Source organism: Candidatus Poribacteria bacterium (assembly GCA_021295755.1).
GTDB lineage: Bacteria > Poribacteria > WGA-4E > WGA-4E > PCPOR2b > PCPOR2b.
Genome location: JAGWBT010000026.1, coordinates 28,481 through 51,713 on the forward strand (window position 1 = coordinate 28,481; position 23,233 = coordinate 51,713).

23 protein-coding genes and 1 pseudogene are annotated in these 23,233 nt (G+C 48.9%); 6 read left to right on the top strand and 18 right to left on the bottom strand.

Going from position 1 to position 23,233, the window contains the following annotated elements; all coding sequences use genetic code 11:
* Positions 1 to 64: 64 nt before the first annotated feature.
* The 3 genes and pseudogenes from J4G02_05170 to J4G02_05180 all read right to left on the bottom strand — a co-directional run bounded on the left by J4G02_05170 (position 65) and on the right by J4G02_05180 (position 3,150).
* Positions 65 to 933, bottom strand: a pseudogene (locus J4G02_05170) (branched-chain amino acid ABC transporter permease).
* A 107-nt stretch (positions 934 to 1,040) separates the two neighbouring features.
* On the bottom strand, positions 1,041 to 2,213 hold the full coding sequence (locus J4G02_05175; protein MCE2393969.1) for an ABC transporter substrate-binding protein: 1,173 nt from the start codon (positions 2,211 to 2,213) through the stop codon (positions 1,041 to 1,043).
* Between the two features lie 112 nt (positions 2,214 to 2,325).
* A complete protein-coding gene (locus tag J4G02_05180; protein ID MCE2393970.1) occupies positions 2,326 to 3,150 on the bottom strand; it encodes a hypothetical protein in 825 nt (274 codons plus the stop codon).
* 266 nt (positions 3,151 to 3,416) lie between these two features.
* Between J4G02_05180 and J4G02_05185 the strand changes: the two genes are divergently transcribed.
* Positions 3,417 to 4,673, top strand: coding sequence for an ATP-grasp domain-containing protein (locus J4G02_05185; protein MCE2393971.1), 1,257 nt, complete (start codon positions 3,417 to 3,419; stop codon positions 4,671 to 4,673).
* A gap of 101 nt (positions 4,674 to 4,774) precedes the next feature.
* A complete protein-coding gene (locus J4G02_05190) occupies positions 4,775 to 5,950 on the top strand; it encodes an FIST C-terminal domain-containing protein (protein ID MCE2393972.1) in 1,176 nt (391 codons plus the stop codon).
* Here the strand turns inward: J4G02_05190 and J4G02_05195 are convergent.
* On the bottom strand, positions 5,947 to 7,779 hold the full coding sequence (locus J4G02_05195; GenBank protein ID MCE2393973.1) for a CocE/NonD family hydrolase: 1,833 nt from the start codon (positions 7,777 to 7,779) through the stop codon (positions 5,947 to 5,949). The two genes, J4G02_05190 and J4G02_05195, sit on opposite strands and share 4 nt — an antisense overlap.
* A 128-nt stretch (positions 7,780 to 7,907) precedes the next feature.
* Here J4G02_05195 and J4G02_05200 point away from each other — a divergent pair, with 128 nt between their 5' ends.
* Both J4G02_05200 and J4G02_05205 read left to right on the top strand, forming a co-directional pair.
* Positions 7,908 to 8,879, top strand: a complete 972-nt coding sequence (locus J4G02_05200) for a phytanoyl-CoA dioxygenase family protein (GenBank protein MCE2393974.1) — start codon at positions 7,908 to 7,910, stop codon at positions 8,877 to 8,879.
* Between the two features lie 83 nt (positions 8,880 to 8,962).
* Entirely contained in the window at positions 8,963 to 9,457 is a 495-nt protein-coding gene (locus J4G02_05205; protein ID MCE2393975.1) for a hypothetical protein, read from the top strand.
* A gap of 209 nt (positions 9,458 to 9,666) precedes the next feature.
* Here the strand turns inward: J4G02_05205 and J4G02_05210 are convergent, their stop codons facing one another.
* Genes J4G02_05210 through argF form a run of 4 tightly spaced genes read right to left on the bottom strand, consistent with a single transcriptional unit; the run spans position 9,667 to position 13,244 of the window.
* Positions 9,667 to 10,371, bottom strand: a complete 705-nt coding sequence (locus J4G02_05210; GenBank protein MCE2393976.1) for an ABC transporter ATP-binding protein — start codon at positions 10,369 to 10,371, stop codon at positions 9,667 to 9,669.
* Positions 10,358 to 11,143, bottom strand: a complete 786-nt coding sequence (locus J4G02_05215; protein MCE2393977.1) for an ABC transporter ATP-binding protein — start codon at positions 11,141 to 11,143, stop codon at positions 10,358 to 10,360. Before J4G02_05215 ends, J4G02_05210 begins: the two co-directional genes overlap by 14 nt.
* A 41-nt stretch (positions 11,144 to 11,184) precedes the next feature.
* Positions 11,185 to 12,333, bottom strand: coding sequence for a threonine synthase (locus tag J4G02_05220; protein ID MCE2393978.1), 1,149 nt, complete (start codon positions 12,331 to 12,333; stop codon positions 11,185 to 11,187).
* On the bottom strand, positions 12,330 to 13,244 hold the full coding sequence (argF, locus tag J4G02_05225; protein MCE2393979.1) for an ornithine carbamoyltransferase: 915 nt from the start codon (positions 13,242 to 13,244) through the stop codon (positions 12,330 to 12,332). Before argF ends, J4G02_05220 begins: the two co-directional genes overlap by 4 nt.
* A gap of 192 nt (positions 13,245 to 13,436) precedes the next feature.
* Here argF and J4G02_05230 point away from each other — a divergent pair, with 192 nt between their 5' ends.
* Positions 13,437 to 13,712: a glutaredoxin family protein gene (locus J4G02_05230; GenBank protein MCE2393980.1), complete on the top strand. Its 276-nt coding sequence runs from the start codon at positions 13,437 to 13,439 to the stop codon at positions 13,710 to 13,712.
* A 176-nt stretch (positions 13,713 to 13,888) separates the two neighbouring features.
* A complete protein-coding gene (locus tag J4G02_05235; GenBank protein MCE2393981.1) occupies positions 13,889 to 14,356 on the top strand; it encodes a redoxin domain-containing protein in 468 nt (155 codons plus the stop codon).
* Positions 14,357 to 14,544: 188 nt separating this feature from the next.
* Here J4G02_05235 and proB read toward each other — a convergent pair whose 3' ends face one another.
* The 10 genes from proB to J4G02_05285 form a co-directional block, all read right to left on the bottom strand.
* Positions 14,545 to 15,693, bottom strand: a complete 1,149-nt coding sequence (gene proB, locus J4G02_05240) for a glutamate 5-kinase (GenBank protein MCE2393982.1) — start codon at positions 15,691 to 15,693, stop codon at positions 14,545 to 14,547.
* Positions 15,674 to 16,969, bottom strand: a complete 1,296-nt coding sequence (gene obgE, locus J4G02_05245; GenBank protein MCE2393983.1) for a GTPase ObgE — start codon at positions 16,967 to 16,969, stop codon at positions 15,674 to 15,676. The genes proB and obgE overlap by 20 nt, the downstream gene beginning before the upstream one ends.
* Before the next feature lie 121 nt (positions 16,970 to 17,090).
* Entirely contained in the window at positions 17,091 to 18,005 is a 915-nt protein-coding gene (locus J4G02_05250) for a homoserine kinase (GenBank protein ID MCE2393984.1), read from the bottom strand.
* A gap of 28 nt (positions 18,006 to 18,033) precedes the next feature.
* Positions 18,034 to 19,200: a pyridoxal phosphate-dependent aminotransferase gene (locus J4G02_05255; protein ID MCE2393985.1), complete on the bottom strand. Its 1,167-nt coding sequence runs from the start codon at positions 19,198 to 19,200 to the stop codon at positions 18,034 to 18,036.
* A 64-nt stretch (positions 19,201 to 19,264) separates the two neighbouring features.
* The gene (locus J4G02_05260; protein ID MCE2393986.1) at positions 19,265 to 20,305 is read right to left on the bottom strand and encodes a hypothetical protein; all 1,041 of its coding nucleotides are present in this window, start codon (positions 20,303 to 20,305) and stop codon (positions 19,265 to 19,267) included.
* Between the two features lie 253 nt (positions 20,306 to 20,558).
* On the bottom strand, positions 20,559 to 21,365 hold the full coding sequence (gene moeB, locus J4G02_05265) for a molybdopterin-synthase adenylyltransferase MoeB (GenBank protein ID MCE2393987.1): 807 nt from the start codon (positions 21,363 to 21,365) through the stop codon (positions 20,559 to 20,561).
* Between the two features lie 37 nt (positions 21,366 to 21,402).
* Positions 21,403 to 21,984, bottom strand: coding sequence for a hypothetical protein (locus J4G02_05270; protein ID MCE2393988.1), 582 nt, complete (start codon positions 21,982 to 21,984; stop codon positions 21,403 to 21,405).
* Positions 21,985 to 22,059: 75 nt separating this feature from the next.
* A complete protein-coding gene (locus J4G02_05275) occupies positions 22,060 to 22,449 on the bottom strand; it encodes a hypothetical protein (GenBank protein MCE2393989.1) in 390 nt (129 codons plus the stop codon).
* Positions 22,450 to 22,473: 24 nt separating this feature from the next.
* Complete coding sequence (locus tag J4G02_05280; GenBank protein ID MCE2393990.1) at positions 22,474 to 22,746, bottom strand: hypothetical protein; 273 nt, start codon at positions 22,744 to 22,746, stop codon at positions 22,474 to 22,476.
* Positions 22,740 to 23,126: a type II toxin-antitoxin system VapC family toxin gene (locus J4G02_05285; GenBank protein ID MCE2393991.1), complete on the bottom strand. Its 387-nt coding sequence runs from the start codon at positions 23,124 to 23,126 to the stop codon at positions 22,740 to 22,742. The genes J4G02_05280 and J4G02_05285 overlap by 7 nt, the downstream gene beginning before the upstream one ends.
* Positions 23,127 to 23,233 lie beyond the last annotated feature (107 nt).

A 23,233-nucleotide genomic window follows, 5' to 3' on the forward strand; every position in this document is an offset into this window, starting at 1 on the left:
ATCGCTGCAAGGAGGATAATGGTTTTGGAAGTAAATAGCTTTTTCGGCATGTTGGTTTATTGGATTAAGCCCGTGTCGCTGTTGATTTCCCCAACAGTCCAGACGGTCGAAAGATAATAACGAGAATCATAATGATATAAGCAATCGCCAGACGGTACTCAGAAGAGATGTAGCCAGCACCGAGGGCTTCGGCAACCCCGAGTACCACGCCGCCAAGCATTGCGCCGGTAATGTTACCAATCCCTCCAAGCACAGCGGCGGCAAATGCTGCGACCCCTTTGTAGTACGCAGCCCAACCATGACACCGGCAACGGCCCCCAGTGCGGATCCAATTGCAAAGGTCACGGTGATTACGCGATTGGTATCAATGCCCATCAAGCTTGCTGCGATTCTGTTTTGAGCGCAAGCCCGCATCGCTTTTCCAATTTTTGTTAAGTGAATTAACCGGTTTAAGCCAATCATCAAGCCGATGGCGAGCAAGATAATAAAGACATCTAGGAATGAAACTTGTGCCCCACCGGGTAAGGGGATAGTATTGCCCGTTAAGAGCGTGGGTGTTGCTTCGGCGGGAAATTTGCGCCATCTTGCCCCCCAAATCAAGCGAGCGAGATTTTGCAGCATCAGGGACATGCCAATGGCGGTAATCAGGGCGGAGAGACGTGGGGCGTTACGGAGCGGCCGGTAGGCGACGAAGTCAATCAACATCCCCATCAACGCGCACAGGGTCATGCTAAGTGGTAATGCAACCCAAAATGAAAGGCCGAAGGTCGTGACACATAAGAAGGCAAAATACGCACCGAACATAAAAATTTCGCCGTGTGCAAAGTTGATGAGCTGGATGATGCCGTAGACCATCGTATAGCCCACGGCAATTAGGGCGTAGATGCCGCCAAGCACGAGTCCGTTAATAATTTGTTCCAGAAATTGGGCCATAAAAAAATTAAAAACTCCTACGACGTTATGTGTGAAATGTCAACGGGTAAGTCAGCGAAGCACAGAACAGGGTTCCACAGCAGCTACGTGAGACACCGCCTTGCACGTTACTCTGTACTAAGCATCTGCCCCTCAGCAGGCACAAACTGACCATCTTTGACAATCTTGACATAAGCCGGCTTGGTGCAATCCCCATTCTCATCAAAATAGGTCAAACCTGTGATGCCGGTGTACCCTTTTTCAGGACTGTCAATTGACGCTAAATGATCACGAATGGCTTTGCGATTTTCACCACCTTTTTCGATCGCTTCGACAATCATGCCGACCGCATCATAAGTTAGCGCTGCCCAAGTATCCGGAGCGACCCCATGCATTTCCTCAAACGCCACCGCCATCCTTTGCGCTTCGGGTCCGCCGAGCTCAAACACAAATGGTGTCGAGACATACGTGCCTTCGGCCGCGTCGCCAGCGATTTCAAGGAAATCCGGAGAATCAACGCCATCCGCACCAAAGAGTTGCGCTGTGATGCCTGCCTCACGGGCTTGTGAGGCGATTAATCCCGCCTGACTGTACAACCCTGAGAGAAAAATCAGATCCGGTTGCTTCGCCTTAATGCTTGTCAGTTGCGCCTTAAAGTCGGTGTTATCGCGATCGTATGCCTCAGCTGCGACGATTTCAAGACCGAGTTCTTCAGCAACCTCGGTAAAACCATCTTTAAGACCACGCCCATAGTCATCATTATCGAAGAAGATGGCGACTTTTTGAATGTCTCCCAATACATTCTTGATATACCTAGCTACAAACGCTCCCTGAAAATCGTCACGGTACAAATTTCTGAATGTCCACTCGCTACCGGCACAAACACGGACGTTGGTCGAGCCAGGCGAGAGTTCAACTATACCAGCACGTTTATAGATCGGTTTACCAGCTAACGAGCAGGAACTATTAAAGTGTCCAACGACTGCAAGAATCTGCCGATTGCTCGCGATTCGCTCTGCAACCAGGCTGGCTTCTTTCTCTTTGCCGGTATCATCTTCAAAGATAAGCGTTAGTGTTTTGCCGTTGACGCCACCGGCAGCATTAATCTCTTTTGCCTTGAGTTCCGCACCACGCTTAATCATCTCTCCAAAAGCAGCAACAGAGCCGGTATAGGGACCCGCAACAGCGACTTTAATCTCATTTCTTTTTTCACAGCCGGTAAGTGCAAAACCCACAATCATAACAAATGTTACGACATAAATGACAAGCGAGGCGGTTGAACGCGCTCTGTTTTTCTTCATATATACCTCCTTGATGGATTCATCTTCAGACAAAAAGCTGTCAGCAACGAAATCACGATCTACTTTTCGTTGCTGACAATTTAAGTGATTCGGTCTAGCTTTGTCAAAGATTTCATTCTTTTACATTGACAACTTGTCGAAAATCAAAAACGAAATCAGATGCCGACCGTTTTTTCTTCTTATTGATAATTTGAACTTTCGGCAAGATAACCTTTACATCCGTCGTGCCGATGTCCAGTCTATCAAACACCAAAAGTCCCTCACGTTGCGCACCTGAGAACAGCCGCCCGCCATCGAACACCGTTTCACGCGCAACTAGTCGTTCATGATTGGCTGCAGCTGGATCCGGATAGTAATCATACACCCGATACGGTGTGTAAGGGTAGCGGTACCGGTATCCTAAACGATAGTTATATGGGGGGGGGTAATAGCGACGGTAGGGACTCCGATAGTAAGAACGTGGGTAAGGATAACGGTATCGATATCCCGGGTCGTAGAATGCCACTGTTCTTGGTCTTATGTTTTCATAGAGTTCTTTGAAGTAGTCATAAGGGAGGGTGGCATACTGCTCACCGTTTAGATCGACTAAAATTGCTGTGGGATCAACAATAACCCGCGAATTAGATCTGTTTTCTATGCGAATACCGAAGACGGTATACAGCGGTTCAACGTTCCCCCAACGGTCAATCCCAAGAAACGGATTAATCCGTGGATCTTCTGTGAGTTCAAACAGTTCCACTTCATCGAGTGGTTCAAGCGTAATTTGAACGCCGCGCTGCTCCACGGAGATAGAGCCTGTTTGTTCATCGATTTGGGCGTGTTTTCTGCCGGCAATTGGTTCCATATAGACTTCAATCTGTGGCTTGGGTGCACACCCCGCTAAAATGCTGATGGTTGCGATAGGGGCAAAGATGCCCAAAAACTTTCGGTACATCATTTTTTCACTCCTTGAAATTAGGCATGTGAGTTCTAAGCGCAAAGAATCTCCATTATCAATTTATCAGCATTGGTGGATAACGTCATATCGATGGTTTCTCAAAAAGTTGCCAAACTTCCTTCGGAACTTTCATAGTTTAACATAGAACGTAGCGAATTGCAATTGCATTCTATGTGCCTTTTTCCGGTTGCTTTAGATGGATAGGTCTTGTATAATTTCCCAATTGAACCTTGAATAGCTACCAGCCTCCAGTTGGAAGATCTGCTATGAACCCAAATAGGAAACGTATTCTTCTGCTCCTGCCCACGAAAACATATCGCGCCAAGGCATTTCTCTCAGCGGCATCGCAGTTAGGGGTGGCGGTTGCGATTGGATCAGATCAACCGCAAACGTTGTCTGAGTTATCGCCTCGAAAGTCCTTGGTCATTAACTTCAGAAAACCTGAGAAGGCAACGGAGGACATCGTTGCATTCGCGCAAACGCACCCTATTGATGCGGTTGTAGGGGTTGACGACGACACAACAGTTGTGGTGTCAATGGTGTCCAAGGCGTTGTACCTACCGCATAATTCCGTGGAATCTACTCGCACCACCCGCAGCAAATATCAGATGCGAAAAGTGCTTGCAACGGGAGGTATCCCCTCACCGCACTTCGAACTTGTCTCAATCAGGGCGGATCCAGCCGAAATTGCAACTGCTGTAAACTTTCCATGTGTCCTCAAGCCGCTTTCTCTTTCCGCGAGTCGGGGTGTCATCCGTGCGAATAATTTGAAGGAATTTGTGACGGCATTCCAAAGAGTTGTTAGCATTTTAGGCTTGTCCGACGTTAAATCACGAAAGGATGCTAGAACAGAGCAAATTCTTGTTGAAGATTTTATACCGGGGATAGAAGTCGCTCTTGAGGGCATCCTGATTCGAGGGCGACTGAAGGTACTAGCTATTTTTGATAAACCCGACCCACTAGATGGCCCCTTCTTCGAGGAAACACTCTACGTCACCCCATCCCGCTTGCCAGCCGAGGTCCAAAACGACATTATATCGTGCACGGCACGAACAGCAGAAGTGCTAGGTTTGCGGGAAGGACCCGTCCATGCGGAGCTGCGAGTCAATGACGATGGCGCATGGATAATCGAAATCGCCGCTCGGTCAATTGGTGGGCTTTGTGCGCGTACGCTGCGCTTTGGCGCAGGGATCTCGCTTGAAGAACTCATCATTCGACACGCTATCGGGATGGAAGTTGATTCGTTACAGCGTGAACGGCAGCCGGCTGGCGTGATGATGATTCCTATTCCTCGCGCCGGAATTTTGCAGGAGGTACGAGGCAAAACCGACGCGGAACAGGTCTCAGGCATTGAGGAGGTTACCATCAGCATCCCGATTGGGCAGGAAGTCCTTCCTCTGCCGGAAGGTGCGAGGTATCTTGGATTTATCTTTGCGAGGGGCAACTCCCCTGAAAGTGTCGAAGCCGCCCTACGCGAGGCTCACGACCGGTTGGAATTTGTCATCATAGACGGGAAACTGTGATCTACTCCGCAATTACAACGTTATAGAGCGTGATAATAGAGAATAATCATAGTAGACCAGCCATCTAGTATTCTGAGTTACAGAAAGGCAAGGTGAGACCAATGATACGTGCTGGTGTTGGTCACAGTCTCAGTGCTTCAGGCTCTGAAGCCGCTGAACAAGCGACCACAATCGCAATGGGCAAGGCAAAATTGGCAAAAGCCGACCTCGCGTTTGTTTTCGCTACGGCAGACTATCAAAGTGAGTACGCACAATTATGTGAAGAAGTACAGAAGACATCGGGGTGCGAACATCTAATCGGTTGTAGCGGGATGGGTATTCTCACGTCAGACGGCGAGTTTGAGGGAAAATCCGTCGTTGCTGTGCTTGTATTACGTTCAGACCAGTTGTCTGCTCTTTCCTTCTGTGTATCCGAAGATGGAGCAGCTCCTGCCGGCACGGCGATACGCAATCAAATACAGCCAGAACTCCGTGAAAAGTCACTCTTGGTCGTTTTGCCGGATGTGCGATGTGTCCAACCTGCTGAACTGGTCCAACAGATCGGAGGACATGGAGATACGCTTCCCATCGTTGGAGGGGCTGCATCTGGAGATCCGATGAGCGGTCAAATGCACCAATGGTGTGGGACGGCGATTACAGAATCGAGTGTCGCAGGTGTACTGCTGACGGGGAATTTCCACACCGAGATTGGCGTCGCACAAGGGTGCCAACCGATTGGAAGTCCGGTTGAAATCACTGGCGCAGAGGACAACCTGATTTTTGAGCTAGATGGTAGGGAAGCGGTAGAGGTGTTACAAGAATCACTTGCACTGCTAACCGAGGAAGATATACAGCGTTCAGGCAGAATGATTTTTGTAGGTATCGCTATGGATAAATCAAATCGGTCACCACAACCGGGCGACTATCTGATTCGTAACATCACAGGCATCGATCCACAGAATGCTGCAATCGGAGTTGCAGAGAGAATCGAAACGGGACAAATCGTACAGTTTCACTTGCGAAATCCTTTTGCGGCTTCAGAAGATATTCAGGCTATTGTGAATCGGCTGCATGAAAGCGCGCAGGCACATCCACCAGCTTTCGGGCTTTACTTCAATTGCTTGGGCAGGGGGGCTGGGCTATACGGTGAGCCAAATCACGATATTCAGATTATCAAGGAAAAATTTCCGGATCTGCCGATTATCGGTTTCTTCGGGAATGCCGAATTTGCTCCCATTGGTAATCGAAATTTCGCCCATGCCTACACAGGTGCACTTGTCCTTTGTTCGGAGACTTAAGAATCAAGAAGGTATATGGGCAGCACGATGTGGGAAGCGTGATTCATCTCATGATGGATCGTGTTTTCAGCGATACGCCACCGCCCATCATTCGGATCACCGGTGTTGCGGTTGATGTCAAAATTTGGGAAATTGCTGCTACATATATCGACACGAATCCGATGGTTTGCTGCAAACAGGTTAGCGGATGGCTCAAGCGGGATCTCGATCTGATATATCTTCCCCGGCTCCATGGGCTTCGATGTCTCCCACCCCTCCCGATAGCGTGCACGGAGGATACCTTCGGACACAGGGAAGGCGTAACCCGTCGGATAATCGGGACTTGAGGGATAAAGGTCAATCAGTTTCACAAAAAAGTCGGTATCGGGCGAATCTGACGATACCCACAAGATTACCTTTATATTTCCGGCAATTCTGATGTTTTCGGACAGCGGTTGGGTCTGGAAAACCAATACATCTGGACGGGAAGCAATGGGCATACCCGGAATGCCGTGCCCCGGCAAGGTTTCCAAATCAATCTGATCGCGTGGTCCCATCCCGGAGAACCCGCCCTCGGCGGCTGGACCGTAGGGAATGATACAACGGCCATTGCTCGAAACCGTATTCCGTGGATCATAGGTATAGGACGTTCCTGCGTTTTCCTGACTCGGTTTCTCTCGCGATAGCAGACTCTCTGAGTGTAGATAGAATGGTGTTGGTTCAATGCCTTTGGGGGGCCAAATGTCGCCGTAATGCCATTCTCCACCGTGTTTCAGCCTTCCGTTAGTGTCGCGTCTCCCGTTCCCGCCACCCATAGCAAACACCTTGACCGGCGTTCCAATGTCAGCGCCCTGATCGTCCTTGAGCCAGCGATCAAACCATGCCAACTCCAAATTCAAGAAATCGTCGTAGTTGTGAATCGTTCCTGTCGTTCCGAAATTCACATCCCCACACAACGAATTAAAGTTGTTATGCGTCCAAGGACCGACAAGGAGATATTGGTTTTCTCGCTGCATCTTCACCATCTTCTGGTAACCGTCGATAATGGTGCGTGGATACCAATCATACCAACCAACGACCCATAAAATGGGTATCTCCGGAAAACAGTCAAAATACTCGTCCATCGCGAAGCCGGGTTGACGCCAAAAGTCCGTATAATCGTAGTTCTCAAAGTAGAGTTGAAAGGCAGCGTCTTCATATTTGGGCGTAATACTGAGCGGCGTCTGTCCGCGTTTCCACGGGATTCGAGACGCCCAATTCAGAAAGTTCTGACCTGAACTCATCGTCCGAACCGCTTCGGCGATAGCGGGATTTTGCTGTGCTTCTTGGCTAGTTGTTGCCGTTTCAAGAATCCACTTCAAAAGCCCCAAATGCAGCGCACCACCCCCACGCATACTGTAGTGATACGCATTGATGGGACCTTCATACGGGATTATTGTGGCTAATCCCGGCGGGTTCTGTGTTGCCGCGTGGAACTGCACCCAAGCCATGTGAGAACAGCCATACATACCCACCTTCCCGTTACAAGACGGATGATTCGCAAGCCAGACCACTGTGTCATAACCATCTTGCGGTTCATCTCGAAACGGGAAAAAATCGCCACCAGATTTGAAGCGACCACGGCAGTCCTGCACCACCGATAGGTAACCGTGCTTGGCGAAGAAACTCCCCATGTTCTCGTAACTTTCCTTCTTGTAGGGGGTTCGCTGCAGAACAGCGGGCAGTTTGCCCTCCAACGGACGACCGTCTGCCGCCGGAAAGTAGAGATCTGCGACCAAATTCACGCCGTCTCGCATGGGGACCGTAACATCCCGTACAACAATGACATCCCATGTCTTTTTTTTACTCATATTTTTCCTGCTTGCCTTTTCTGTTTCGATTTTGGTACACTAAACAAATCCATAACCACCTATCACTATTTTTGAGCAATTATAGAAAATCGCTAAAACGGACTAAATCAACTTTGGAGGAGATATCAATGAGCCTTACCAATACGGAGTTACAACAGTTTAATGAAGAGGGATATGTGGTGAAATCGGGTGTCTTTTCGGTAGAAGCCCTACAACCAATCCAAGATGCGCTTAGCGAAATAGTCGACGCAGAAGCGAAACGCCTGCAAGCTGAAGGCGTCCTGGAGAACATCTATCCCGACGAACCTTTCGGCAACCGTTTGGGGCATATCAGAAAATCCAACCTCGACGCTGCGATAGAGATTACCAGAGGTGTCATGGGGTCTGGCGGGGGTGGTTTTAGTGGGGCATCAATGTTCGGTATGCTCACCCACTCTCCCCTACTCTCTTGCGTCGAAAGCCTTATCGGTCCCACCATTATTGGTGCTTCTGCGTATCGTATTCGCCCGAAACTACCAGAGTGGGAACGTGGTGAAGTGCCGTGGCATCAAGACTCCGGGTATTTCCTCCCTCACTGTGATAAACACCTGCTCGTTACCTGCTGGATTCCTCTAGTTGATTCGACCCGGAATAACGGTTGTCTCTACGTGATGCCCAAGGTGCATCGGCGGGGCGTTTATCGGCATTATACCGGGGGACATGGTGGGTTCCTCGAAATACCCACCGATGAATTTCCAGACACGGGACCCATTCCGATGGAGATGAAGGCAGGGGATGTGTTGTTCATGACCAACTTGACCCCACATGCCTCATTTGAAAATCACAGTGAACAGGTGCGCTGGAGCGTAGACTTGCGCTACCAAAGTGCTGAAGCCCCAAACAACGCAGATGAAGGTCCGGAATCCTATACGCCGGAACGCGAAACAGTTACTATGGCATGTTATCCGCCAGAAGCCGATTTTGTCCTGCGTAATCCCGAACACCCGGAGCAGGAGGTTCGCAGCCCAGAAGAATTTCGTAGAATCCGGGAGCGCTTTCATGGAGCAGGGGCATTCCACCCCGGACGGGGTTGGACACGGCTTGAAGATAGAGAAATTTGAATCCTATTCCTACGAACCCCGAAAAAAACACTCCACACTGTCTTGTATATTACTGAACCAAAAAAGAGCAGAGGAGGAATTTTATGAGAATGCTAGGAAACAAGAAAATTCGCCATATTGCACGAATCCTACAATATGTGCCGGTAGTGGTAACTTTTTTCTTCGCACTATCTTTTTGGCGAAAAGGGTTCAATGAAGGGGCTGTCGCCATCGGTGCAGTTTGTATTGGCTTGCTGTTACTAAATCTCCTACTGCATATAGATCACATCGGAGATAAAATAATGGCAATCAGAAAACCTCTCGGTCTTGTGGCTTCAGTTATCATTATTTCTATTGGGGTGTATTCTTTGGCAATAGGAAGTATCTATGCGGGTATATTTTATGTGTTACTCGGTATGACTTTCCTATTCATGGAGATTTTGAAGGGGAAGTGGGGAGTTATTTGTTGTGCTGCTGTTCTTGTACTCGCTGTGGGCGTCCTCATTTTAGAAGCGGTCAACAGCAACAAACCACCCGCTGTTGAGAGAGAAATGGGTGTCCAGCAGGTTATGGCAACCCAAAAACGCTTTCACGCCTGATCCCCACCCACATTGAATGTCACCGCTCTGTTTACGGGTTGAATGCGCCCCGCTGCCTCTAGCTTGCGAAGTATCGTAGGTTGGGTTGAACACTTGAAGGGATTCACTATCAAGCGCAGCTGAGTTTCTGTCCCTCAACACGATGTTTTGCTCGGGGGCGCAAGTGAAATCCAATCCTCGCAGCCAAAAAAAATCTTCCTGCCCCGTCGCTATTCCCCTAGATACGCCTCCCGTACTCGTGCATCGTTCAAAAGTTCCGATGATGTGCCTTCGATAGCTATCTCCCCTGTCTCCATAACGTAGCCGCGATGGGTAGTCTGTAAGGCGAGATACGCGTTCTGCTCAACCAGAAGAATAGTGGTGCCTTGGTTGTTAATTTCTTGAATTATCTCAAAAATCTGCTCAACCAGAAGTGGTGCAAGTCCAAGCGAAGGTTCATCAAGCAGCAGGAGACGGGGATGTGACATAAGCGCACGACCGATAGCCAGCATTTGCTGTTCACCACCGCTCAATGTGCCGCCCTGCTGCCCTCTTCGCTCACGCAAAACTGGAAAAAGATCAAAAACCCGATCAAGATCTTCTCTGATGCCGGGGGTATCCTTGCGCAGGAATGCACCAAGTTCAAGATTCTCTAACACTGTCATTTCAGGAAAAATCAGTCTCCCCTCGGGTACCTGCGAAATTCCCAATTGGACGCGCTTTTCTGCTGAGGTCTCGGTCAAATCGTCCCCCTCGAAGGTAATTGTCCCTTGCGCGGGGTGATGGATGCCCGATATTGTCATCAATGTCGTTGATTTGCCCGCTCCATTGGCTCCAATCAAACAGACCATTTCCCCTTCTTCAACGTAAAAGGAGACACCCCTGATGGCCCGAATATTGCCATAGTAGGTGTGAATCTCGTTAAGTTTGAGCATCGTAGGATTCCCCAAGATAAGCTTTGATTACACGCTCATCGTTTTGAACTGCTTCAGGTTCGCCAGCGCTGATCTTTTCTCCCTGAGCGATTACAGTAACCCAGTCTGAAATCTGCATGACCATTTTCATGTCATGTTCAATCAGCAGAATCGTGATTCCTTTGTCACGGATCGCATGGATGAGTTCTATTAACTGTTGTGTTTCCTGCGGGTTCATGCCCGCCGCGGGTTCATCTAAAAGCAGCAGTTTTGGCCCCATCGCTAACGCCCGTGCAATTTCAATTCGTCGCTGGTCGCCATAAGAAAGATTGCCGGCAAGCTGATCCCGAAAGCCTTCTAATCCCACGAAGTTGAGTTGCTGAAACGCATGCGACGTGATGTGTGATTCTTCTTGACGCTGTTTTTGGTTACGACTGATTGAGTTCCAGAGGCGGCTTTTTGACCGGCAGTGCCTCCCGATTTTCACATTATCTAACACCGTCAGTTCAGAAAACAGCCGGATGTTTTGAAATGTGCGCGCCATTCCAATTTCCGCAATCTGATCCGGACGCAGATCAACAACGTCTCGATTTTGAAACTTGACGCTCCCTTCGGATGGAGGTTCCAGTCCTGTGACACAGTTAAAAAGTGTCGTTTTGCCCGCGCCGTTGGGACCAATTAGGCTGGCAATCTGTCCTTCTTGCACAGATATATCAACATTTGACACGGCGGTCACGCCGCCAAAATGCTTGGTCAGCTTGGTAATTTCAAGAATTGACGTTGTTTCGTTCATAGTTTTTATCTACATTTCGAATAAAGAGTTGACAGGCGGATTCACGCCTGATATCCACCTGTATTGAACAGTGCCACCCTGTTATCCGGCTGAACTTCCCCGGCTTTCAGCAGTTTACAGAGTCCCGCAACCGTTGCTGCACCTTCAGGGCAAGCCAAAATGCCTTCCTGCGTTGCCAAGGTTGCCATTGCCTCCTGTATTTCGCCATCGGTGACGGCAACTGCAGCACCATTGCTCTGGTAAATAGCCTCGAGAATCAAAAAATCGCCGACAGCCTGTGGCACTCGTAAGCCGGCGGCAGATGTATGTGCGTTTGACCACGGTTCGGCTTCAGCTGCACCGTCCTGCCACGCTTTGACGATTGGCGCGCAACCCGTCGACTGTACGGAGATCATACGCGGACGTTTCTCATCAATCCACCCGATAGCTTCCAACTCCTGAAATACTTTCCACATTCCGACGATTCCCGTGCCTCCTCCCGTCGGATAGACGATGACATCGGGAAGCTCCCAATTAAACTGTTCCGCGATCTCAAGGCCCATCGTCTTTTTTCCCTCAACGCGATACGGTTCTTTGAGGGTTGAAACGTCGAACCACCCTTCATCTTCCTTACGCTCGGCAACGATTTTTCCCGCATCCGTAATTAATCCGTCAATGAGCGTAACATTTGCGCCCGCCAGTTGACAGGTGTTACGGTTAAACGGCGGAACATCTTGGGGCATGAAGATATGCGCCGCCATCCCCGCTTGGGCTGCATAGCTAGCGAGTGCAGTCGCTGCGTTACCTGCGGACGGAATCGCGAGTTTAGTTAATCCGAGTTCTTTGGCTCTGGAAACCGCCATTGCCAATCCACGCGCCTTAAAACTGCCGGTTGGCAGACGGGACTCATCCTTCACCCACAACGCTTCGAGTCCTAAGAAGGCAGCAAGCCGTTGTGCTGGCAGGAGCGGTGTCATCGACTCATTCAGGGAAACGATGTGGCGCGAGTCAATTACGGGAAGAAGTTCGGCATATCGCCACATTGATGCCTCACGTCCCGATAGGGAAGATTTATCCCAAGTTTGAGCAATCTTATCCAACGCATAACGCGGAAATAGAGGCTTCCCGCACTCCGTGCACAAGTTCTGTGGGAGGTTGGGGTCGTAGGTTTGGGCGCAACGGCTGCATTCGAGGTGAGTGAAATAACTCATAGTGCTCCCAACAGTTTCAGGATTAATCCTTTCATGCTATGAAGTCGGTTCTCCGACTGATCAAACATAATCGATCTCGGGTCCTCAACGATTGCGCCCGAAATCTCATAACCACGGTGAGCGGGCAGACAGTGCATAACGAGGACCTCCTGCCCCGCGAGTAACTCAGCGTTCAACTGATAGGGTGATAGGGTTTCAATTCGTCGTTCCTTCTCCTCCTTAAACGATGGATCCGTAAAAAACTCCATATCGACCCATGTGTCTGTATACACAACATCACTGTTTGCAATCGTTGGGTGGAGCTGATCTGATGCTTTATAGGTCCCCGCTTTACGCGCTGTTTCATAGAGTTCCTCATCGACAGCTGCAGGATTCATCTCCGGCGCAACGACCGTTACTTCCATGCCTGTCTTTAGCCCGGCGGTAATCAACGAGTTGCATACGTTATTGTGCACCCCGATATAAGTGAGCTTAATCCCTTCGATACGTCCGAATTTTTCCTGTATGGTCATCAAGTCACCGAGTGCTTGGGTCGGATGGTAACGGTCGCAGCACCCGTTGATGACCGGAACCGTTGCGCTCTCGGCTGCTTTCACGACATCTGCATGTTTGAGAAAACGAGCGAGAATAAGATCTGAATAAGCCGACAGTACACGAATTTCATCGCGCAAATCTGCAAGCGCGAAATTGGTGGTACGCCAATCCAGATAAACGGCATGACCACCCAATTGAGTCATACCGACTTCCCCAGCACAACGGGTTCGGGTTGAGGTCTTCTGGAAAAGCATGGCAAGGCTGCGCCGATTCGTAGTATTCGCATACTGTTCTTGGTTGTTTTTGATTGCGATGCTGCCCTCAACAACCGCGATCACATCTTCTGTCGACCAGTTTTTTAACGAAACAAGATTCATGATAGGTCTCCCAAAAAGTTTGAAAAGCATGATTATACTTCATGGCAACCCCCATGTCAAGCGAGAATAGTGCTAAAAAAGTTTGACGCTGATACCTACTTTTGCGAAAATAGAGATGTGTCTGATTACTGCCTATCTGCCCATCGCTTAATCAGCCCAATACACCGCCATAAAATCTGAGGTCCCCAACTAATGGATAAAATCAAACTCCAACTTTACACGAAAGCTGATTGCCCGCTTTGCGATGAAGCGAAGGAATGCCTAGAATCGATCGCAGCGCAATTCCCAATCCAGATTGAAGAAATCGACATCACAGCAAATTTGGGTTTATTCATAAAATATAAAGAATTAATTCCTGTGCTTGAGCTGGAAGGAAAACAGTTGTTTGTGCATCGGATCCATGTGAAAAGCCTCAAGCGAAAATTAATCTGGCAGCGGTGGCGGCGATGGTTCATTGACAAGGGCTAGGCATGCCCATAATAATCCCCAAGCAATCTGTCTGTCCTTGTCTGCTCGATGTTCAAATATTCATAGCCCGACTCTCCACTTGACACATCCATAAATGTGTGATAGACTTTGCGGCGCAAACACAACTGTACCAACTATTGAATCACAACAAGACTTTTAGGAGGAGGTTTACTTATATGGCAGATGTAGGAAGCACTGCACCTGATTTTAAACTTGCTGGCACTCTCGGTGCCGAGGATACAGAAGTCTCTCTGGACAACTTCAAAGGCAAGAATCTAGTGGTGATATTCTATCCACTCGATTTCTCGCCAGTTTGCTCCGAACAGATTCCTGATTTTAATGAAAAGGTTGATGAGATTCGCGCGAAAAATGCTGATATCATCGCGATTAACCGTGACTCAGCGTTTGCGCATAAAGCATGGAGCGAGCAACTTGGTGGTGTTAAATTCCCGCTCCTCGCCGACATGAATCTTGAAGTATCAAAGCAGTTTGGGATGGCACTTGAAGAGGTCGGAATCACGAATCGCGGCGTTATCATCATTGATTCGGAAGGCAATATTGCTTTCAAGCATGTCGAAGATGCCCCACCAGACAACACCCTTGCCGTGAATCAGGTATTGAGTGAACTTGATAAATTGAGCTAAATCGATATTCCGAATCCAATCTTAAACACTAAAGTAATCGACGGGCTTCAGAGATTTAATCTTTGAAGCCCGTTTTTTTGTCAGAGGCTGCTTGAACCTTTGGGGAAACGGCAAAGAAATCCGCAACAGTCTCGGCAGCCTGTTCATGTTCAATTATTGGATATTTTGGATTGAGCACCATACGCTTCTCACGTTTCTATCCTGTGCATCACAACCAAATTATCCCGGTGAATCACTTCGTTATAAGAGTAGTAGCCGAGTAGCTTTTCAATTTCGCTGGTCTGCTTACCCATAATCCGTTTCAATTCATGAGTATTATAATTAACAAGCCCTCTGGCAAGTTCAATGCCGTTTTCGTCTCGACAGGAGACGGTGTCTCCGTGATTAAAGTTTCCCTCTACCCGTTGAATCCCGGACGGTAAAAGACTTCTACCTTGATGAACCAACGCACGGCGTGCCCCTCCGTCCACGAATAGATGTCCTTTTGGTGGGCGCGAATAGGCAATCCACCGCTTCCGTCCTGACATCCGCTCCTGTGGGAGGAATAACGTGCCGATCTTTTCCCCCGCTAGTATGCGGCTGACAACTTGGAACTCGGTGCCATTTGCAAGTACCATCATCTCACCCGATCCGGTCACAATTTCAGCAGCGTGTAGTTTCGTTGTCATACCGCCGGTGCCACTCTGGCTACCAGCACTTCCCGCCGACCGTTTGAGTTCATCAGTAACGTCATAGACGAAACTGATTAATTTTGCGCCGGGATCCTTGCGAGGATCTGCGGTATAAAATCCATCCTGATCCGACAAGATAATTAGCAAATCCGCTTCTGCGAGATTAGTCACATACGCCGCCAACGTATCATTGTCGCCGACCTTGATCTCCTCTACCGCGACCGTGTCATTTTCGTTGATGATTGGAAGTACACCAAGTCGCAGAAGTGCGCGTAAGGTATTGCTCATATGTGTATAACGTTCGCGGAAATTGAAGTCATCCTGCGTCAGAAGCATCGTCCCGGTGATCTGGCTGTATTGTGAAAATCGCTGTTCATAGGCGTGCATCAGGCGGGTCTGCCCCACTGACGCTGCGGCCTGCAGTCCGGGGAGCGTCTGTGGACGTTGTGTGAGCCCTAATCTTCCTGTGCCAGCAGCGATTGCACCAGAGGTGACGAGGATGATCTCTTTACCCTTTTGCTTCACCGAGGCGAGATCTTGCACCAACGCATCCAATCGCTCGGGATTAAGGTCGAAGTTCTTTGAGACGGTCGTGCTGCCAACCTTCACGACGACGCGTCGAGCGCGCGCCAACAGTTGACGTGGTTCAATTTGTGTTGATTTCATCAGCGCTATATGTAAACTCGAAGGCATCGACTTGGACGGTATCGCCGTCCGTGATACCAGCTTTGATGAGCGCATTCAGGACGCCCATTTTTTTTAGTTTTCGATGGAGGAGAACCAGTGCTTGGTCATTGTCCATATCGGTCATGAGAACAGCGCGACGAGGTTCTTCGCCACGCACGATAAAACGACCTGACCGCGCGACGAGTTCAAATCGTTCGTTGGGTTTGGGGAGGTGGAAGGTCGGTTGAGGTTCCGTAGTTTCTTGCTGTTCACGAATCCGCTCATTTATCCGCTGCAGGAGTTGATATGTTGCTCTAATGAGCCGGGCTATCCCGTCGCCGGTAACTGCAGAGACCGGAAAAACACGCCGTTTCCCGAAGTAGTCTTTGACTCGCTGCAAATTGGTCTGTGCATCAGGAAGGTCAATTTTATTGAGGACAATTAACTGTGGCAGGCGAATCAAGCGAGGGTTGTACCGTTCGAGTTCCATGTTGATCTGTTCGTAGTCGGCGATTGGATCGCGTCCATCGACAGAAGCAGCGTCGATGATGTGGAGGAGCATCTTCGTGCGTTCAATATGTCGCAGAAAGTCATGGCCCAGTCCGGCACCTTCGTGCGCCCCCTTAATGAGACCGGGAATATCTGCGAGCAGGAAGTTCTGTTCAGGATCAACTCGGACAACCCCTAGGTTGGGGGTCAGCGTTGTAAACGGATAGTCCGCAATTTTCGGCTTTGCCGCGGAGGTGCGTGCAAGCAGTGTCGATTTGCCGCCGTTCGGATAACCGACCAAGCCAACGTCCGCAATCAACTTGACCTCTAGCGTGACGTTACGTTCCTCCCCTGGTTCCCCCTTTTCGGCGACACGTGGGGTTTGGAACGTGCTGCTCTTGAATCGCGCATTGCCTCTGCCGCCAATCCCACCACGTGCGATAACCGCACGCTGTCCGACCATTTTCAAATCAACGATAACTTCTTCTGTTTCCGGTACTCGCACAATCGTACCTGCTGGGACTTTGACGACTCGATCGTCAGCGTCCGCCCCGTGCATCAATTTCCCCATGCCGTGTTGACCATTCTCCGCAACCTGGTGGGGGTTATATCGGCAATCAATGAGCGTACTTATTCCCTCGGCAACTTCCAAAATAACGCTTCCGCCGTGTCCCCCATCGCCGCCATTCGGACCACCGCGCGGCACAAACTTTTCGCGGCGAAAGCTGATGCAGCCGTTTCCGCCCCCACCGCCCTTCGCATAGATTGTCGCGGTATCTGTGTTCATCATTTCTTCGCTTCCTCACTTCTTAAAACGCATAGTAAATGGTGAATGAAACAGAAAACTAGAGGGTGGGAGGGGAAAATCGGTGGATTCGTTAGGGATATAGACAACAGATCTCAGGTGGTTATAGTCCATTCATCTGCACAGTTGCCCCGGCAGAATCGATGGGTAACACCTTGATGTCGCAAGAAATCTGGTTTCGGCTGAAAGCTTGGCTCATTTCCGAACCGACTTGATCTGTTGATGTTGTGCAGTAGGCTGCAACGCTGGGACCTGCTCCACTTAGCGCCACACTTAATGCGCCTGCACGCATCGCAGATTCGGCGACATCATCAAATCCAGGGATGAGGGAGGTTCGATACGGTTGATGGAGTCGATCTGCCATGGCAAGCGATAACATCTCTAATTTACCTGTTGCAATGGCTGCTACTAACATAGACGAACGACTCACATTGTGGATTGCATCAGCAAAATCGACGGTTTGGGGCAGAACGCTACGGGCCGCTTTGGTTGACAACGAAAAATCGGGAATTGCCACCACCACCCGCAGATCCAAATCGCAATCCAATTGGATCGAATGGACGTGGCCACCCTGCATCATAGATATGACCAAACCACCAAGCAGCGATGCAGCAACATTATCCGGATGCCCTTCAAACTCAGTGGCAAAATCGAGCAATTCAGTACGCGAAAAAGGGGCATCGCATAGGACGTTCGCTGTCAACAGACCACCGAGTATGGCTGTGCCACTGCCACCCAGTCCCCGGATTGCGGGAACGCCATTTGTTAGACCCAATCGCAGCCCTTTCGGCTTATACCCGCACTTGTTGAATACCAAATTTGCCGCACGGTAAGCGATATTACTTTCGTTGTTGGAGAGCTTATCTACATCGACGCCGGTGACCTTAATCTCAGTTCCTTTGTCAATTTCTTCAAGCGAAATTGTGCTATAGAGTTGCAGGGCGAGCCCAAGGACGTCAAAACCGGGACCTAAGTTTGTGGTGCTCGCTGGAACACGAGCGGTCGCTTTATTGGGCATTAAATCTACCTTCGGAAATTAAGGGCAATTACCGGATCCTTGAAATTGCCGAATCCATCCGGGCTAAGGCTTCTTGGATATTCTCCAACGAATTGGCATACGATAGTCTTAAGTAGCCATCGCCATATTTACCAAACGCAGTACCGGGTAGGACGGCAACGCCTGCGTCCTCAAGTAGGTAGTCCGATAGATCTTGGCAGGAGAGGGGCAGTCGTGAGACATTGGGGAATACGTAGAACGCGCCGAGGGGCTTGATACAACTCACGCCCTCAATCGCATTGAGACCATCAACAATCGCATCACGCCGATGTCTGAACTCAGTAACCATTTCGTGGACAAAGTCTTGTGGTCCCGTTAGTGCCTCGATCCCCGCAAATTGCGTGAAGGTTGCCGTGCAGGAATTGGAATTAATGGTCAGTTGTGTAATCTTATCCGCTAGTTCTATAGGAGCAATCCCATAGCCCAACCGCCAGCCGGTCATAGCATAGGTTTTGGAGTGACCCTCAAGTAGAATCGTCCGTTCCTTCATGCCCGGTAGACTGATAAGGCTATCGTGCACGCCCTCATAAAGGATCCGTGAATAGACCTCATCTGTCAACACATAGAAATCGTGCTTAATCGCTAACTCGGCGATTGCTTCCAAATCGCTTTTTGCCAATGTACCGCCTGTCGGGTTTTGGGGTGAGTTGATGATCAGCAGCTTCGTCTGATCGGAAACAGAAGCCTCAAGATCTTCAATCCTGAAGCGAAAATCAACCTCCTCGCGCAACGGCAAAGGGACTGCCTTCCCGTCGATGAAATCAATGACCGATTCATAAATCGGAAATCCAGGGTTAGGATAGATAACTTCATCTCCTTCATTGGCAAGTGCCAAGATGGTAAAGAAGATGATAGGTTTGGCACCGGGCGTCACGGTTACTTCGTCCGGATGAATCTCTACACCCCGCGTTTCTGAAATATGTTCAGCAATCACTTCGCGAAACTCCAGTAAACCCGCGGAGGGCCCATATCCAGTGTGACCATCCTTCATCGCCTTGAAAGCGGCCTCGATAATGTTCCCAGGGGTTATGAAATCGGGTTGACCAATTTCGAGATGGACTATGTCTTTTCCCTGTGCTTCTAATCCTTTGGCTTTGGCAAGTACCTCGAAGGCAGATTCCGTTCCCAAACGGTCCATTCGATCTGCAAAATTCATCTATCACCTCAATTTTTTGAAAATGGATTCTCCTATCCTAATATCGTACTCAAACTGCTAAATTCTACTTTGAAGATGACACAACAAAACCATTATTTCCGGTAACCCAAACGTTGCTTGCATCTAGCACAAAAATGCTGTTTGCCGGCACCTTGCTGATAATTGGATCATCAATGGTCTGCACTTCCCATGTTGCTCCGCCGTCGGTTGTATGAAGGATAATACTGACACCTAGCCCTCCGCCGGCTGCCCAACCGACCGCACTGTCGGCAAAACTGACGCTCAATAGCTTCTCCTCCGTGCCGCTCGTTTGGATATCCCAACTATCGCCGCCATTTGTGGTGTGAAGAACAATACCGTTCTCTCCGACCGCCCAACCGTTGTTGGCATCGACAAAGAAAATGTCCTCAAGAATATCCGGGATATTTGTGGGTTGATCCACCCAGGTTTGTCCACTGTCAGTGGTCTTCTGGACTAGGCCATCTTGCCCCCCGGTCTCAGGACTGATCCGAACCCCCGTTACCCAGCCGGTAGATTCATCAAGAAATTGGACAGCGTTAAGTACGACTGTTTCTTCGTCACCCACGGCAGCCGCCACTTCACCACCGCGAAGCACGCTCCACTGTTTACCACCGTTCGTGGTTTGAACGATTGTTTCATTCATCCCAACCGCATAGCCGATTTTGGGATTGACAAAGTGGACACCCTTAAGCCAGTTCCCAACCTTACTTGTCTGGACATCCCAGCGCTTGCCGCCATTCGTTGTGCCGACAATCATGCCCTCTTGGCCAACTGCCCATCCATGTTTTTTGTCGAAAAAGTAGATATCGTTGAGCATCTGCTCAATAGGGACTTCCGCTTTCTCCCACGTTTTGCCGCCATCTCTAGTGTGCCCAATATATCCCGGACTGTCCATATCCAATGCTGAAATACCGACAACCCAGCCTTCCTTGGGGCTGATAAAAGCAACTCCATTGTAGTCCCGAACATCCTCCATGTCCATCTGTTGTAACACATTCCATTGTCCGCTGGCGTGGGGTACGGTTGTTACCAACGCAGCCGCAAATAGAATCAATCCCAGTAAAATCACTCTTCTTTTCAACATGCTACAAAAGCTCCTTTCACAGAATTTATATTATACCGATCCTCAAGGCTCAAATCTTCGCAGCCTCACGATTCGATAGGCTTTATTCGTGTGTAACTTATTTTTTAGAATAGGCTTTAGTATAGCACCCATCATAGATGCTGTCAAGAACAAACATATCGCTCTGCAGCACACCCTTGAGCGTGCACAAAAAGCCCCAAGACTCCGCACTTCTGTGTCTTGGGGCTGCTTATTATCTGGGGTTGATAGTGGATTACCAACGTACTTGGCAAAACTCCTCATAGTCAATCAGTTCGTGAATCGTTGGGTTCTTCCCACAGGCGGGACACTCAGGGTCCTGGCGAAGTGTGAGTTTCTTAAACTCCATCGACAATGCATTAAACAGAAGGAGTTGACCGACCAACGGTTTCCCTATATCAAGTAAAACCTTAATGGCTTCAACGGCTTGCACATTCCCGACAATGCCCGGCAACACACCTATCACACCCGCTTCCTGACAACTTGGCACCATATCAGGGGGCGGCGGCGATGGATAAAGGCAACGATAGCACGGTCCCCTGCCAGGATGGAAAACTGTCACCTGCCCCTCAAACTGGAAGATGCTGCCGTGCACAATCGGTTTACCAAGCATCACACTGGCGTCATTCAGCAAATAGCGGGTCGGTAAGTTATCACACCCATCAACAATCAGGTCATAACCCTCAAGTATTTCAAACGCATTCGCTGAAACAATTTTCTCGGTATGTGTAACAACTTTAACATCTGGATTGATGTCTGCGATTGTCTCTTTTGCGGACTCTGTTTTCAATTTTCCCACATCACTCGTCCCGTGGAGAACCTGTCGCTGGAGGTTACTCACATCCACAACATCATCGTCAACGATTCCGAGTGTTCCAACACCGGCTGCTGCGAGATACAGTCCCGCCGGTGACCCAAGCCCACCTGCACCTATGAGAAGCACCTTCGACTCAAGCAGCTTGGTCTGACCCATTCCCCCAACCTCTTTGAGGATAATGTGCCGACTATATCGTTCAATTTGCTCACTACTAAAGTTGTGCATCTAAAAATTCCCTCGTTATGAACCGCAAGAATCGATTCTAGTTATTTTCCAAGTTTGCCAGTAGATCCGCAATTCCTTTGCCTGAATGTGCAGAGATTTGAACCGCAAACCGTTCCCGAATATCTTCAAATGCAAGTTCAACCGTAAAGTCGGTCCCACCGTACATCTGCTCTAGCACCGCGGTTAAGTCCGGCTGAATCGCATCAAACATCTCTTGGGTGTTCGGTGCAATATGGCGATTGTTAATAAAAAACAGAATCTCATCTCCGTTTAGATGTACAGCGTTCTCTAGTTCTTCGGCCTCTTCTATACGAACGCATCTTTGAAGCGTTTCAGTAAACGCCTGATGAATCTTTTCGCGATTCTTCCCTTCTACCTTATGCTTCCGGTTATAGAGAAAACCGTGACGACTTCTGGCTGCATCAATGCTATAATTGGTGCTTGCCGAAATTAGCAGAACGCCTGGACCCGCATGGGTAAACGAGTAATCGGCGTAGTTCAGGTACTCTTCTGGTTCCCCTTCTGCCATCCACCTGTTGAAGACCCTGATGAAATTCTCGTAATTGATATGGCTGTCTTCGGTGGTGAAGACCTTGATGTTAATCTGTTGTAGATCCATAGGTAATTATAACCGTAAATTCCTTTCTACGGAAGTTTAGCCCCGCTTACCACACTTATTGCAGGGCATTTGCTTTTATTTGGAACTCCTTAACTCAAAAGCCCTAACTATAACGTATGCAATTAAGGCAAATATAAATACCACTAAGTACATCCAAGCAATTGATTGAAGGGTTTCGATGATGGTTCGATACAGTTCTAGTATCCATCGCTTGTCATTCAACTCCAAAACCCGGGAATCTTTGGCAGGTGCACTTATATATCTTTCTAGCTGATGTATTCTCACGCCCCCGGAAATGCCAACTACATAAGCAGCAAATTTCACATATTTGTGCCATGCACTGCTGATCTCGTCCTGAATAATGCGCCTGAAGATGGCGGCAATCGGCTTATCAAAGACCTTCACAACGCAAAATGAGACAACAACCGCTAAGACGAATGTGACCAACAGTAAGGCAAAAAACATATATCCTTCCTCCTGCTTGTTAGGTCAGGCAGTCGTTAAGAGTTCGGCAACGTTCCTACCAATAGTTGGGGGTGGTAGTGCCTTATTTTCTTGATGAGCGATTACCAACCACTCATCAACAATCCGGCATAACTCCCGATGTACTTCAACTTCATCGTCGCCATGACAACACGGGCCAATCACTCCTGGACAATAACCGATGAAGCATTGGTCCTCTTCAGACCATTCGACAATCTTGCCTTGATTGGTTTCACTTGAAATCCAACGTTGGTTCCGTATTTGTCGTATTTTCACCATTCTCTGTCTATGCCGTAAGCATCAAAGACGGTGTCTACACTAATTATTGGGAGGTTTTCAACAAGCCCTTGAGCGATTATCAAACGGTCAAACGGATCTCGGTGATGAAAAGGTAACGTAGTCAGCTTTATGAGGCTATCAACTGTGATATCCAATATGTCAATGCGATTGAGATGCAGTTGTTCTGGAAACATCTGCTCAAACGGTTCGCCTAAATCAAGTTTCCTTAACCTCGTTTTGATTGCTATCTCCCATAGGCTGGCGATGCTGCAGAAACTTTCGTGACTTGAACTCTCAATTAACTGTCGTGCTCTGTGGCTCAGTTTTTTGTCGTTATCGAGAAACCAAAGCAGCGCATTCGTATCAAGCAGGTATCTCATTCCATGTACTCTTTGAAATCTGGGAGTTCATCGTCAAAATCTTCACTGATGTGAATAAGTCCTTTCGCGCTTCCAGCGACAGCCTTTAACCACGGTTCCAGAAAAAT